The sequence below is a fragment of the Brucella pecoris genome, assembly GCF_006376675.1.
In the GTDB taxonomy this organism is placed as follows: domain Bacteria; phylum Pseudomonadota; class Alphaproteobacteria; order Rhizobiales; family Rhizobiaceae; genus Brucella; species Brucella pecoris.
In genome coordinates this window covers 13,334-26,081 of record NZ_VEWK01000004.1, presented here as the reverse complement: position 1 = coordinate 26,081, position 12,748 = coordinate 13,334, and the positions used below count along the sequence as shown (strand labels likewise).

Here is a 12,748-nt window from a genome sequence, read left to right as displayed (position 1 = left end):
GTGACGATTTGGCCGGATAATGGAAAGAAGTGACGCGACATGGCAGAAGACAGCGAAAAGGCGAAATCGGGAAATCGCAAGATCGTCCTTCTTGCAGCCCTTGCCGGTGTCATTGCCGGTATCGGGGCGGTATACGTGATGGAGCGCCCCTCTGGCAATGTGGTAGCCCAGAATGTTTCGGTCGAAAATGACGAATCGTCAGCCCAATGTGCCCTCAAGGCGGAATCTCTAAAGGCCCTCGACGCGGCTGCGACCGGTGGCGTGGCCGCGATGCGCGCCGCCGAAAAGCCGATTTCCGTCTCGCATATCGCTTTTACAGGCCCGGACGGCAAGCAGATGACGCTCGGCGATTTCAAGGGCAAGACGCTGCTGGTCAACCTCTGGGCCACATGGTGCGCGCCATGCCGCGAGGAAATGCCAGCCCTCGACAAGCTAGAGGCGGAGAAGGGCGGGGCCGATTTCGAGGTTGTCGCGATCAACATCGATACCGGCTCGGATGACAAGCCCAAGGGATTCCTGAACGAAATCGGCATCAAGAATCTGACGCTGCACCGGGACGCTTCCATGTCGAGTTTCAATGAATTGAAGCGCAAGAATCTGGCGTTCGGCCTTCCGGTGACGCTGCTCGTCGACAAGGAAGGCTGCCAGATTGCAGCCATGAACGGTCCGGCGCCGTGGGATAGCCCGGAAGCCGTGAAACTCATCGAATCGGCACAGAATCTTTAACGCTCGACAAAATCGAGAATCAGTGGCTTGCTTCCCCTTCAAGAGAGGGAGTTACCCATGAGCCTTGAGGTCTGGCTTGCATTTTCCGCCGCGTCCATCGTGCTCCTGGTCATTCCGGGACCGACCGTCCTGCTCGTCGTCTCATATGCCCTGGGACAAGGGTGGAAGGCGGCTTTCCCGATGGCGGTCGGTGTCGCACTTGGCGACTTCACGGCGATGACGCTTTCCATGCTCGGTGTGGGTGCACTGCTGGCAGCGTCAGCAACCGTGTTCACCGCTGTCAAATGGGCCGGAGCGGCCTATCTGGTCTGGCTCGGCATAAAATTGTTTCGCGCTGGCGGGACACTTCATGCCAAGGCGCGGCATGACAAGGTGCACCCTGTAAGAATGCTGGTTCATGCCTGGCTGGTAACCGCGCTCAATCCAAAGAGCATTACCTTCTTCGTGGCGTTTTTGCCGCAGTTCCTTAGCCCGCATCGCGATTTTCTGACCCAGATGCTGGTTTTCGAAAGCACCTTCCTTGTACTCGCTTTCCTCAACGCCTTTGCCTATGCGCTTCTGGCGACCCGCGCACGCCGCTTCTTCTCAAGCGAACAGGCGTTGCGTATTTTCAATCGAGCTGGCGGGACATTGCTGATCGGCGCAGGTGTTGTCACCGCCTCAATGCGGTCAGCCTGAGACGAACCCGGCGCGTTTCAGCCGGACGATGGCAAGTTCAAGCGCGGAGAGAAACGCTGAGCGGTCCTTCGGTGAAAAGGGTGCGGGACCACGAGTAACTTCGCCTGCAGAGCGCAACGAATCCATCAGGTTACGTGTCGCCAGCGTATTGCCGATAGTGCTTTGGGTGTGGACACGACCATTCGGTGCGATGACCGAGGCACCTTTTTCGAGCGAACGGCTGGCCAGGGGAATATCGGCGGTAATCACGATTGCACCCGGTCGCGAATTATCGGCAATCCAGTCATCGGCAGCATCGAGCTTATCCGATACGACAACGCGCTCCACGCGTTCTGCATCGCGCGGGATGGCAATGAAACTATTGGCCACCAGCACGACAGGCAGGTTATGTCGTTCCGCCACGCGATAGATTTCGGCTTTTACCGGGCAGGCGTCGGCATCGACGAGAATGCGGATTGTTTCGGGTTCGCTGTTCATGCTGCTTCATAAAATGCGGACGCCTGTTTGGCAAATTCAACGCTGCGATCAGTTTTATGAGATAGGCGTTCGTCGCGAACCGGTATAAGGCGAGCCGCGAAAGTGAGAGTTCCGCCATGGCTGCCCGTTTCTTCCCCATCATGTTTGTCCTGCTTTGGGCCACCGGTTTCATCGGGGCAGGGCTTGCCATGCCTTATGCGGAACCATTCACCTTCATGGCGGTGCGTTTTTCCATCGCGGCGGTCATCATGACACTCTGGGCGCTGGCAAGCAGGGCGGTGTGGCCAAAGGGGCCGGTACTGGTTCATGCGGCAATCGCCGGGTGTCTGATTCATGGCGCCTATCTCTCCGCTCTGTTTTGGGCCGTTCATCACGGCCTGCCAGCCGGCATGTCAGGCCTTGTCGCGGGCCTGCAACCCATGCTCACCACGCTCATCGCCGCCATGCTTCTCGGTGAGCGAGCAAGCGGACGCCAGTGGGCAGGATTGCTCATCGGCTTTCTCGGTGTTGCGATGGTTGTGTGGCCGAAGTTTTCGGCTGGTAGCGGCGTTGATCCGAAAAGCCTTGCAGCGGCGTTCTTTGCAGTTCTGGCCATCAGTACAGGCACGGTTTGGCAGAAACGTTTCGGAACGACCGGCGATCTGAAAACGGGCACGGCAGTTCAATATATCGCCGCCGCTATGTTGACCGCTCTTTGCGCCTTTGTGTTCGAAACCCGGGTGATGATCTGGTCGCCGCAGCTCATTTTCGCGCTGGTCTGGCTGACGCTCGCCATTTCCATTGGGGCCATTCTGGCTCTGCTGGTGATGATTCGTGAGGGCGCCATGTCGAAAGTCGCGTCGCTGTTCTATCTCGTGCCGGGAACTGCGGCGATCATGGCCTATCTGATTTTCGGCGAGACGCTCGGTCCGATCCAGATTTCCGGCATGGTTATCACCACGCTTGGCGTGGCCTTGACCACGATCAAGCGCTGATTATTCGACGAGCAAATCTGGCTGCTGCTCGCGTTTACGGAAATTCATGATCGCTGCGTTGATTTCTGCACCGATGATGAAAATGGCCGACAGCATGTAGAGAAAGACGATCGCAACCATGATCGAGGCAAGACCTGCATAGGTCGTCACATAAGTAGCAAAGGTTTCCAGATATTTGGCAAAGGCCATCGCGGCGGCGAGCCACGCGAGAAGCGTGATCAATATGCCGGGCAGGATGTCACCGAGGCTGCGCCGCCCGGCTGGAAGCCAGATATGCACCGTGAACAGTGCCAGCACCAGAACGGCCACAGCCACGCTATAGCGCCAAAAGGCAATGGTACCGGTGAACGGCGCGATGTCGGGAAACCATTGTTCGGCGATGCGCACGGCAAGCGGCGCCAGTACCAGCAGGAAGCTGATCGCCATCAGGCTGAGTGTGCCGACCAGAACGAAGCCGAGGCTCTGAAGGCGGCAGAAAATGATCGAGCGCTGGTCGGTGACGCGATAGGCGCGGTTGAGCGCAATGCGTAGCGCCTCCACGCCGTTGGAGGCGAAATAGGCGGCGGCGATCACGCTCAACGTCAAAAGTCCGCTGCGCTGCACGGTCAGAACATTGGTCACTTCATTGGCGATGGGGGCTGCAATGTTCGATGGCCACATATCGAAAATGACGTGGACCGCCGTTTCGGCGAATTCCTTGGTGCCGAGAAAACTCGCAAGCGTCGTGGCGAAGATGAGAAATGGAAACAGTGCCATCAGGCCGGAAAGCGCAATATGACTGGCGAAAGCCCAACCATCGTCCGAACTGAAATGACCGATGACGTCGTAGGTGATCTGACGGAGAAAACGTTTGATTTTTCGCATCCGTAGATTTGTCCCCTAAAGCACTTTCGATGTTCGGTACGTGTTCAGCCTGTGTTTCAAGGCCTTAAATCTAGTATCGGTCTGCGGATTGCAAGAGCATGGGCCGTTTTAAACCGAGCCCGAATCAAGCAAGCTTGGCGAAATGGCAGCGGGAAACAGACATATGACTCTGGCAAAAACCGGTCAGAACCGACAGCGCAGTATAATCATCACCGGCTGCTCCTCCGGTATCGGCGCCTATTGTGCCGAGGCGCTTCACAAACGTGGCTGGCGCGTCTTTGCGACCGCCCGCAAGGATGAGGATATTGCGACACTGAAGGCAAAGGGAATAGAAGCCCATTATCTTGACTACACGGAGTCGCAGTCGATCGCGGTCCTTGCCGATGAGGTTCTGCGCCAGACCGGTGGGACCCTCGACGCTCTGTTCAACAACGGTGCCTATGCTCAGCCTGGAGCGATTGAGGACTTGCCGGTCGAAGCCTTGCGCCAGCAGTTCGAAGCCAATTTTTTCGGCTGGCATGATCTCACCCGGCGTGTGGTTCCGGTCATGCGTCAGCAAGGACATGGGCGGATCGTCCATTGCTCATCGATCCTCGGTCTCGTGCCGATGAAATGGCGCGGCGCCTATGTGGCGTCAAAATTTGCGCTCGAAGGACTGATGCTCGCCCAGCGCATGGAACTGGAAGGCTCCGGTATCGACGTGTCGCTGATCGAACCTGGCCCGATCGCTTCGCGGTTTACTTATAATGCTGCCAGCCATGCTAGAGCCAATATCGATATGGAAGCCTCGGTGCATCGCGAGCTCTATCAGCGCCAGATGGCAAAACTGACAAGCGGCGGGACAAAATCCAAGAACAAGCTTGGACCGGAAGCCGTCTATGCTGTACTGCTTCATGCATTGGAGGCGCCGCGTCCCCGTCCGCATTATGTGGTGACAAGACCGGCAAAACTTGGGTCATTGGCGCGGCGCCTGATGCCTGCACGCTGGCTCTACCGGATGCTGTCCGACCAGTCATGAGGTCAGGAACAGTGCGCATGGGAAGGAAATAAAATGGACGTTCTGTTCAAGGGCGCGGCAATGGTGGCCATGTTTGCTGTGGCTGTCGTTCTGATCATCGGTCTGCGCAACATGATGCGCGGCGGTGACGGCAATTTTTCAAACAAAATGATGCAGTTGCGTGTTCTCCTGCAATTCATTGCCATTGTTCTGATCGTTGGGGCTATCTATTTTGCCCGCCAGAAAACCGGCCAGTAAATATGGTTAAACTCAACAAGATCTATACCCGCACAGGCGACAATGGAACGACCGGCCTTGCCAGCGGGCCACGTCGGTTGAAGTCGGACCTGCGTGTCGAAGCCTATGGTACCGTGGATGAAACCAATGCCTGCATCGGCATGGTGCGTCTTCACACCGGCGGCGAAGATAATCCACATGCGCAGATCGATGCCATGCTGGGCCGTATCCAGAATGATCTTTTCGATCTTGGCGCGGACCTTTCGACGCCGGATGATGGCCAGCCGCTTGCCTATGAACCGTTGCGCATTGTCGCATCGCAGGTCGCGCGCGTGGAGGCCGATATCGATCTCCTCAATGCCGATTTGCAACCGCTGCGCTCGTTCATTCTCCCCGGTGGTTCGGCAGCATCGGCTGCATTGCACCTCGCTCGCACTGTCTCACGCCGAGCCGAGCGACTGATGGTTGCGCTTGCCCGCGTCGAAGGGGAGGTCGTGTCGGCGGAGGCTCTGCAATATATCAACCGCCTTTCCGATTTCCTGTTCGTGGCATCGCGAACCGTCAACGATAATGGCGCGCAGGACGTACTCTGGGTGCCCGGCCAAAACAGATAATCAGACACCGCGTCTGTTGCCCCAGATCAGCACGTGAAGCTGGGGCAGGACGTGCGCTCCGTACCAGCCGTCCCCGATCACCTTTTCCACCAGCCATTCCATCCGCCGCATAATCCCGTCGATATCGATTGCGGCATCATGTGCTTCAGGCGGCGGCGGTGTGTGATTACCGGGCTGAAGATAGACCGGTAGGCGAGGGTATTGACGGGCCACCTCTTTCGCGAAGGCATAATCGGCATCGTCGAAGATGACGAATTTCAGCACCGTTCGCGGCGCCTTACCCACAGTCTCGACACATGCGGCGAGCGCATCGAAATCTGTGTTCATGGCACTTGAGGGAGGCTTGGGGCTAAGGACCAGCGTGTCGATTGCGGAAAACCAGTCTTGCGCAACGGAACCTTGGGTTTCCAGTGCAAAGCGATAGCCCTCGGCCTTGCCGCGTTCAATCAACGGTCCGAGCGGCTGGATGGCCGGGTTGCCGCCAGAAAGTGACACCATTAGCGGCTTGTTTCGGGAAAGTGCCGTCACTTCATCCCAAATCGCCTCCACGCTCATCGCTTTCCATTCATGGCGGAAGCGGCTTTCGACGGCATGGAGACTGTCGCACCAGGCACAGCGATAATCGCAGCCGCCGGTTCGCACGAAAACCGTCGGCTCACCGATGAGCACACCTTCGCCCTGTATCGTCGGACCGAAAATCTCTGCGATACGGATGTCTCGCGGCGGTTTCTGTTCCGATGTCACGGTCTGTACTCGGCCCACGTCTTGGGCGTTTCGCTGACCCGCACGGCGGAAATTTCCGGCCATCGCGTTTGACACCATTCGAAAAAATGCCGGGCAAGCGTTTCAGCAGTGCTCTGGTTGTGGCCCAGAACATCGTTGAGATGGCGATGGTCAAAACAATCATCGATGTAGCGCTTGAACGGCGCCAGCTCATGATAGTCACGGACAAAACCGTGTTGGTCGAGATCGCGAGCGGAAAGCTCTACTTCCACAACATAGTTGTGGCCGTGCAGGCGGGCACATTGATGATCTTCCGGCAGCCCGGTTAGTTGATGCGATGCAGAAAAGTGAAACTCTTTGGTGATGCGAAACATCAGGTGTTCCTCCGCGCAACGGCATCGCGCCAGAAATCCGCGTCCTCATAGAGCGTCGGGTCTTCGATACCGGCATGATGGAAAGCTTCGCGCCGTTCGACGCAGGTGCCGCAGCGTCCGCAGTGATATTCGCCGCCCTTGTAGCACGACCATGTCGCCGCAAAGGGCGTACCGTATCTTGCACCGTCGATAACGATGTCGGCTTTCGACGCGTGCACATAAGGCGCAAGCAGCTTTATGTCCGCATAACCGTCCAGCGCATGGTTCTGCATGATCTGGAAAGCATCGATAAAGCCGGGGCGGCAATCCGGATAGATGAAGTGATCGCCGCCGTGGACGGCAAGTGCTACGGCGTCTGCCGTTTGCGCGGCCGCTACGCCGAATGCAATCGCCAGCATGATCGCATTGCGGTTCGGAACGACGGTGATCTTCATCGTTTCTTCGGCGTAATGTCCGTCCGGCACGTCGACATCGTCGGTGAGTGCTGAACCGGTAAGGCTTGCGCCGATGTTGGTGATATCGATGATCTGATGGCGGACGCCCAGCCTTTCGGCGCAGGCTTTGGCCGAGTCCAGTTCCTTCTTGTGGCGCTGGCCATAGTCGAAGGAGAGAAGCGCGGCGAGTTGGTATTCGGATGCTATTCTGTAAGCAAGCGAAACGGAATCGAGTCCGCCGGAGCAGACGACGAGCGTTTTCATAAGTCAGGGTTCCTTGTTTTGACCGGGTAGGCTGCGACCGGATTACGGGGCGTTACCTAAAGCATGGCATGTGGCTTGTAAACGACATGAAAACAGGAGGCGCCGGGTTGCGCAGTTTCGGAATGACCTCTTGTCAAGATAAATTGATTTTAATCGATATAGCGGCCCAACCCTGATTGACGTGCACGTCAACCGTCTTTAGGTTTCGTGCCGGTTCCCGGCGGATAGGCAGCGCATTTGCGCCATAACCCAAGTTGCGCCGGTGCCGCTTTCATGTCGGATTTTGACATGCAGGTGGGAGTTCACGGCGGCATAGTCCTGCTGCAAGAGTTATTGAAGAGGTAATCGCGGATGAAAGTCCTTGTCGCAGTGAAACGGGTTGTCGATTACAACGTAAAGATCCGTGTAAAGGGAGACGGATCGGGCGTTGAGCTTGCGAACGTCAAGATGTCGATGAATCCGTTCGACGAGATCGCAGTTGAAGAAGCGATCCGACTGAAGGAAGCGGGCAAGGTGACGGAAATCGTTGCGGTTTCAGTTGGCCCGGCTCAGGCACAGGAAACGCTGCGCACGGCGCTCGCCATGGGCGCTGATCGTGCCATTCTGGTCAAGGTTGATGAAGCGGTTGAACCGCTCGGCGTCGCCAAGGTGCTGAAGGGCGTGGTCGATGCGGAAAAGCCGGACCTCGTCTTCCTCGGCAAGCAGGCCATCGACGATGATTCGAACCAGACTGGCCAGATGCTGTCGGCGCTCCTTAACTGGAGTCAGGCAACTTTTGCCTCGAAGGTGGAACTGGGCGACGGTTCGGCCAAGGTAACGCGTGAAGTTGACGGCGGTCTCCAGACCATCGACGTGAAGCTTCCGGCAATCGTTACCGTCGATCTTCGTTTGAACCAGCCGCGTTATGCGTCGCTGCCGAACATCATGAAAGCCAAGAAGAAGCCGCTCGATGAAAAATCACCTGCCGATTTCGGCGCTGATATAACGGCACGTCTCAAGGTCCTGAAGACGGAAGAACCGGGCGGCCGCAAGGCTGGTGTGAAGGTCGGCTCCGTTTCCGAACTGGTCGAGAAGCTCAAGGCCGACGGCGTACTTTAAAGAAATCGGAAGGGACGAGATAAATGGCTATTCTTCTTATTGCCGAACACGACAATGCAACCCTTTCGGATCAGACGGCCAAGGCGCTGACGGCAGCCGCCCAGATCGGCGGCGATGTTGATGTCCTGGTTGCAGGCAAGGGTGCGAAGGCTGCAGCCGATGCCGCCGCCAAGCTTAAGGGCGTACGCAAGGTTCTGCTGGCTGAAAGCGATGCGCTGGAAAACCGTCTGGCCGAGCCGACGGCAGCTCTCATCGTGGAACTGGCAGCCAATTACGACACGATCATTGCGCCGGCGACGACCTCGGCCAAGAACATCCTGCCGCGCGTTGCAGCGCTTCTCGATGTGATGCAGCTTTCGGAAATCATGGAAGTTGTGTCGGCTGATACGTTCAAGCGCCCGATCTATGCGGGCAACGCGATCCAGACGGTACAGTCCACCGATGCCAAGAAGGTGATCACGGTACGCACGGCTTCGTTCCAGGCAACGGGCGAAGGCGGTTCGGCTGCGGTTGAAAGCGTCAATGCAACCGCCGATCCGGCGTTGTCGAGCTTCGTGGGCAATGCGCTCTCGGATTCAGACCGTCCGGAACTGACCTCTGCCAAGATTATCATCTCGGGCGGTCGTGCGCTTGGTTCTGCCGAAAAATTCCAGGAGGTGATCCTGCCTGTTGCCGACAAGCTCGGCGCAGCCGTTGGCGCAAGCCGTGCGGCGGTCGATGCAGGCTATGCGCCGAACGACTGGCAGGTCGGTCAGACGGGCAAGGTGGTTGCACCGGATCTCTACATCGCCGTCGGTATCTCCGGCGCGATCCAGCATCTGGCGGGCATGAAGGACTCCCGCGTCATCGTGGCAATCAACAAGGACGAAGAAGCGCCGATCTTCCAGGTCGCCGATTACGGCCTCGTCGGTGATCTCTTTACAGTTCTGCCGGAACTGCAAAAAGCGCTTTGATCGATCAGAAAGCGGCGGGCAGGTCCCGCCGCTTTTTATTTATGGGAAGCTCTCCGGTATGAAAGCGCTGTTTTTGCCTTTCGCAATATGAGAGCTGTATCTGTCTCGGACGGAATTGGTATACTCGCCCCGGCTCCGTTCCGGAGCGGCTGAATGAAGGAGTTATGACTGTGGCAATCAAGACGGTAGGGGTGGTCGGCGCAGGACAGATGGGCAGCGGTATTGCTCATGTATGCGCGCTGGCCGGGTTCGATGTGCTTCTTCACGATGCGGCAGCGGACCGGCTCGAAAAGGGCATTGCCACCATCAATGGCAACATGGCGCGTCAGGTTTCTTCCGGCAAACTGCTTGAAGATCAGCGCGCCGCAGCGATGAAGCTGATCCGTCCGGCAAATTCCATGGCTGATCTGGCTGGCGTCGATCTCGCCATCGAAGCGGCAACCGAAGACGAAACCGTCAAGCGCAAGATCTTTGCGCAGCTTTGCTCGGCTTTGAACCCGCAGGCGATCCTCGCGACCAACACGTCGTCGATCTCGATCACGCGTCTCGCCTCCACGACCGATCGTCCTGAGCGTTTTATCGGCATTCATTTCATGAATCCTGTGCCGGTGATGAAGCTTGTCGAACTGGTGCGCGGCATTGCCACCGATGAGGAAACCTTCCGCAAATCGAACGATTTCGTAACCGCGCTTGGCAAGACGATAACCGTTGCCGAGGATTTCCCGGCCTTTATCGTCAACCGTATCCTTTTGCCGATGATCAATGAGGCTATCTACACGCTTTACGAAGGTGTCGGCAGCGTCGAGGCGATTGATACGGCCATGAAGCTTGGCGCCAACCATCCAATGGGGCCGCTACAGCTCGCCGATTTCATCGGTCTCGATACCTGTCTTTCGATCATGCAGGTTCTGCATGACGGGCTGGCGGATTCCAAATATCGCCCATGTCCGCTTCTGGTCAAATATGTCGAGGCAGGCTGGCTGGGACGCAAGACGGGCCGTGGCTTTTACGATTATCGTGGCGAGCATCCGGTTCCGACGCGGTAAGACACATAATCTTTCGCACGGAAAAGGCCGGTTCAATCCGGCCTTTTTCAATTGTGGCAGCAATTCGCGACCTGTGGAAAGCTTCAACATCCTTACCATTAACTTACCCTTAACCATAAAGGTTCAGAGCTTATTCATCTTTGATTGTTAAAGTTTTCATTAAGATGTTCGGAAATGAACAACGTTTCATGGTCCCGATTGAACGGGACATGACGAGCATCCATTCCGAATAGCGTGTTTTTGACGAAGGTTAAGACGATGAGCATTCTTGTTCAGTTGCGTGACAGCGTTAATGTCATCCGTGAGTTCGTCGTACCGAGCTATCGGCCCGAGCGTCATTATATGCGTGGACCTGGTCCGGCTTGCGCGGCACGTACGCATCATTGATATGAGCGCTTAAAGCCTTCCCGTTCGTTTGACGCACAGCAGGTACGTTTAAAGTAAAGCCAGAACGGTTGCCCGCTCTGGCTTTTGTCTTTTGAGACCGCGCTCGTGAAACGGGCTATTCGAGGCCCTCGAACAGCGCGGTCGAAAGATAGCGCTCGGCAAAGGATGGAATGATGATGACGATGTTCTTGCCAGCATTTTCCGGACGTTTGCCGATCTCGACGGCAGCCGCCAGAGCAGCGCCGGAAGAAATGCCAACCGGAATGCCTTCGAGGCGGGCGAGCAGGCGTGCATTGGCGAAAGCATCGTCGTTGGAAACCTGAACGACTTCGTCATAGATGCCGGTATCAAGCGTCTTTGGGGCAAAGCCTGCGCCGATGCCCTGAATCTTGTGCGGGCCTGGTGTTCCGCCCGAAAGAACGGGTGAATCCTTCGGCTCCACCGCGATCACCTTGAAGGACGGTTTGCGTCCCTTGATGACCTGACCGACGCCGGTAATTGTGCCACCGGTTCCGATGCCGGAGATCAGGATATCGGCTTCGCCATTGGTGTCGTTCCAGATTTCCTCCGCCGTTGTCAGACGATGAATTTCGGGGTTGGCAGGGTTTTCGAACTGTTGTGGGATGATCGCGTTCGGATTGCCTTCTGCAATGGCTTCCGCTTCTGCGATAGCGCCCTTCATGCCTTTGGCGCCCTCGGTCAAAACCAGTTCAGCGCCAAGGAGCTTGAGAAGTTTGCGACGCTCCACCGACATGGTTTCCGGCATGGTGAGGACGAGGCGATAGCCCTTGGCTGCTGCGGCAAAGGCAAGCGCGATGCCTGTATTGCCGGAAGTGGGTTCGACGAAGACCGTCTTGCCCGGTACAGCCTTGCCATCGCGTTCAAGCGCTTCGATCAGTGCCAGGCCGATGCGGTCCTTCACACTTGCCAGCGGATTGAAGAATTCAAGCTTGGCGAGAAGGTTGGCTTCCACGCCCTTTTCCTTGGCAAACTTGTCGATGCGCACAAGTGGGGTGTTGCCGATTGTGTCGAGAATGGAATCATAAATGCGGCCGCGACCTGCGGTTTTACCGGCTTTCGGTTCGTTCAGGGGCTTGTTCATGGCGTGATCTCCCTTTTGTCGCGCAAAGTTTAAGAGGAAACTGCGCAAAAGCATAGTTGGGTATATGCGCTTGTCGTATCAAGTTTAGAAATTTATTCTTTATAATCGAATAAATTGGAAGTAAATTCCATCATAATTGGGAGTTGGCGTATTAGCTTGGGTTAAAGCTCGATTGATCCGCGTCAATGCGTTGCGACGGGGAGACGCGCATCATCGGGCATCAGGCAGCCAGGAGAGCACGAATGTATAAGAACATATTGATCGCAACCGACGGATCGGAACTTGCCGAGAAAGGCGTCGACCAGGGCGTGGCGTTGGCCAAGGAAACGGGTGCCAGGGTTACCTTCGTTTCCGTGACCGAACTCCTGCCATCCTACGGTATCGTTGTCGCGGCAGAATGGGCATCGAGCCCGGCGGCATTTCAGGAATATCGGGAGGCTATCACCAAGGCAGCCACCGAAATCCTATCGAAGGCAAAAGCCAAGGCAATGGAGATCGGCGTCAGCGTTGAGGCGGTGCATGTCGAGAATCAGTCTCCGGCGCAGGGCATCGTCGAGGCCGCGAATGCCAAGAATGCCGATCTGATCGTCATTGCATCGCACGGCCGTCGTGGCGTGAACAAACTGCTGCTGGGAAGCCAGGCTGCGGAGGTTCTGTCACTCAGCACCGTACCGGTATTGGTCGTCAAGTAATCGAGGTATTTCCACCCAATCTGCATCTTCTGCCATTGCAGCGATTTCTCCAGAGAGCGTAACAACGCAAGAAGATTCTCGAAGACCTCTGTTAAGCTCCTCCTGTCC

General features: G+C 56.7%; 17 protein-coding genes. 11 read left to right on the top strand and 6 right to left on the bottom strand.

The window, feature by feature from the left end; all coding sequences use genetic code 11:
- Window positions 1–39: 39 nt before the first annotated feature.
- Entirely contained in the window at window positions 40–726 is a 687-nt protein-coding gene (gene tlpA / locus FIB18_RS09055; protein WP_140020401.1) for a thiol:disulfide interchange protein TlpA, read from the top strand.
- A gap of 57 nt (window positions 727–783) precedes the next feature.
- Window positions 784–1,404: a LysE family translocator gene (locus tag FIB18_RS09050; RefSeq protein WP_140020400.1), complete on the top strand. Its 621-nt coding sequence runs from the start codon at window positions 784–786 to the stop codon at window positions 1,402–1,404.
- On the opposite strand, the gene FIB18_RS09045 is transcribed toward FIB18_RS09050, so the two are convergent.
- Entirely contained in the window at window positions 1,396–1,881 is a 486-nt protein-coding gene (locus FIB18_RS09045) for a YaiI/YqxD family protein (RefSeq protein ID WP_140020399.1), read from the bottom strand. The two genes, FIB18_RS09050 and FIB18_RS09045, sit on opposite strands and share 9 nt — an antisense overlap.
- 116 nt (window positions 1,882–1,997) lie before the next feature.
- Here FIB18_RS09045 and FIB18_RS09040 point away from each other — a divergent pair, with 116 nt between their 5' ends.
- Complete coding sequence (locus FIB18_RS09040; protein ID WP_140020398.1) at window positions 1,998–2,855, top strand: DMT family transporter; 858 nt, start codon at window positions 1,998–2,000, stop codon at window positions 2,853–2,855.
- Here FIB18_RS09040 and FIB18_RS09035 read toward each other — a convergent pair whose 3' ends face one another.
- Window positions 2,856–3,719: a YihY/virulence factor BrkB family protein gene (locus tag FIB18_RS09035; RefSeq protein WP_140020397.1), complete on the bottom strand. Its 864-nt coding sequence runs from the start codon at window positions 3,717–3,719 to the stop codon at window positions 2,856–2,858.
- 163 nt (window positions 3,720–3,882) lie between these two features.
- Here FIB18_RS09035 and FIB18_RS09030 point away from each other — a divergent pair, with 163 nt between their 5' ends.
- The 3 genes from FIB18_RS09030 to FIB18_RS09020 are packed head-to-tail and all read left to right on the top strand — an operon-like array spanning window position 3,883 to window position 5,567.
- Window positions 3,883–4,737 (top strand): SDR family oxidoreductase, encoded by an 855-nt coding sequence (locus FIB18_RS09030; RefSeq protein ID WP_140020396.1) that lies wholly within the window; start codon window positions 3,883–3,885, stop codon window positions 4,735–4,737.
- Between the two features lie 33 nt (window positions 4,738–4,770).
- Window positions 4,771–4,974 (top strand): twin transmembrane helix small protein, encoded by a 204-nt coding sequence (locus FIB18_RS09025; RefSeq protein WP_140020395.1) that lies wholly within the window; start codon window positions 4,771–4,773, stop codon window positions 4,972–4,974.
- Window positions 4,975–4,976: 2 nt separating this feature from the next.
- Window positions 4,977–5,567: a cob(I)yrinic acid a,c-diamide adenosyltransferase gene (locus tag FIB18_RS09020; protein WP_140020394.1), complete on the top strand. Its 591-nt coding sequence runs from the start codon at window positions 4,977–4,979 to the stop codon at window positions 5,565–5,567.
- Here the strand turns inward: FIB18_RS09020 and queE are convergent, their stop codons facing one another.
- From queE to queC, 3 genes are read right to left on the bottom strand one after another with little or no spacing between them, the layout of a single operon-like run.
- Entirely contained in the window at window positions 5,568–6,389 is an 822-nt protein-coding gene (gene queE, locus FIB18_RS09015) for a 7-carboxy-7-deazaguanine synthase QueE (RefSeq protein WP_210296079.1), read from the bottom strand. It lies immediately after the preceding gene.
- Window positions 6,308–6,664 carry a 6-carboxytetrahydropterin synthase QueD gene (queD, locus tag FIB18_RS09010; RefSeq protein ID WP_140020392.1) on the bottom strand — a complete coding sequence of 119 codons (357 nt, stop codon included), beginning with the start codon at window positions 6,662–6,664 and terminating at the stop codon, window positions 6,308–6,310. The genes queE and queD overlap by 82 nt, the downstream gene beginning before the upstream one ends.
- Entirely contained in the window at window positions 6,664–7,362 is a 699-nt protein-coding gene (queC, locus tag FIB18_RS09005; RefSeq protein WP_140020391.1) for a 7-cyano-7-deazaguanine synthase QueC, read from the bottom strand. Before queC ends, queD begins: the two co-directional genes overlap by 1 nt.
- A gap of 351 nt (window positions 7,363–7,713) precedes the next feature.
- Here queC and FIB18_RS09000 point away from each other — a divergent pair, with 351 nt between their 5' ends.
- The 4 genes from FIB18_RS09000 (at window position 7,714) to FIB18_RS25350 (ending at window position 10,846) form a co-directional block, all read left to right on the top strand.
- Window positions 7,714–8,460, top strand: coding sequence for an electron transfer flavoprotein subunit beta/FixA family protein (locus tag FIB18_RS09000; protein WP_140020390.1), 747 nt, complete (start codon window positions 7,714–7,716; stop codon window positions 8,458–8,460).
- Window positions 8,461–8,483: 23 nt separating this feature from the next.
- A complete protein-coding gene (locus FIB18_RS08995; RefSeq protein WP_140020389.1) occupies window positions 8,484–9,413 on the top strand; it encodes an electron transfer flavoprotein subunit alpha/FixB family protein in 930 nt (309 codons plus the stop codon).
- Between the two features lie 170 nt (window positions 9,414–9,583).
- On the top strand, window positions 9,584–10,459 hold the full coding sequence (locus FIB18_RS08990; RefSeq protein WP_174977406.1) for a 3-hydroxybutyryl-CoA dehydrogenase: 876 nt from the start codon (window positions 9,584–9,586) through the stop codon (window positions 10,457–10,459).
- Window positions 10,460–10,717: 258 nt separating this feature from the next.
- Window positions 10,718–10,846, top strand: a complete 129-nt coding sequence (locus FIB18_RS25350; protein ID WP_268898993.1) for a hypothetical protein — start codon at window positions 10,718–10,720, stop codon at window positions 10,844–10,846.
- Between the two features lie 115 nt (window positions 10,847–10,961).
- Here the strand turns inward: FIB18_RS25350 and cysK are convergent, their stop codons facing one another.
- A complete protein-coding gene (cysK, locus tag FIB18_RS08985; protein ID WP_140020388.1) occupies window positions 10,962–11,948 on the bottom strand; it encodes a cysteine synthase A in 987 nt (328 codons plus the stop codon).
- A gap of 242 nt (window positions 11,949–12,190) precedes the next feature.
- Here cysK and FIB18_RS08980 point away from each other — a divergent pair, with 242 nt between their 5' ends.
- Entirely contained in the window at window positions 12,191–12,640 is a 450-nt protein-coding gene (locus tag FIB18_RS08980) for a universal stress protein (RefSeq protein ID WP_140020387.1), read from the top strand.
- The last annotated feature ends 108 nt before the right edge of the window (window positions 12,641–12,748 follow it).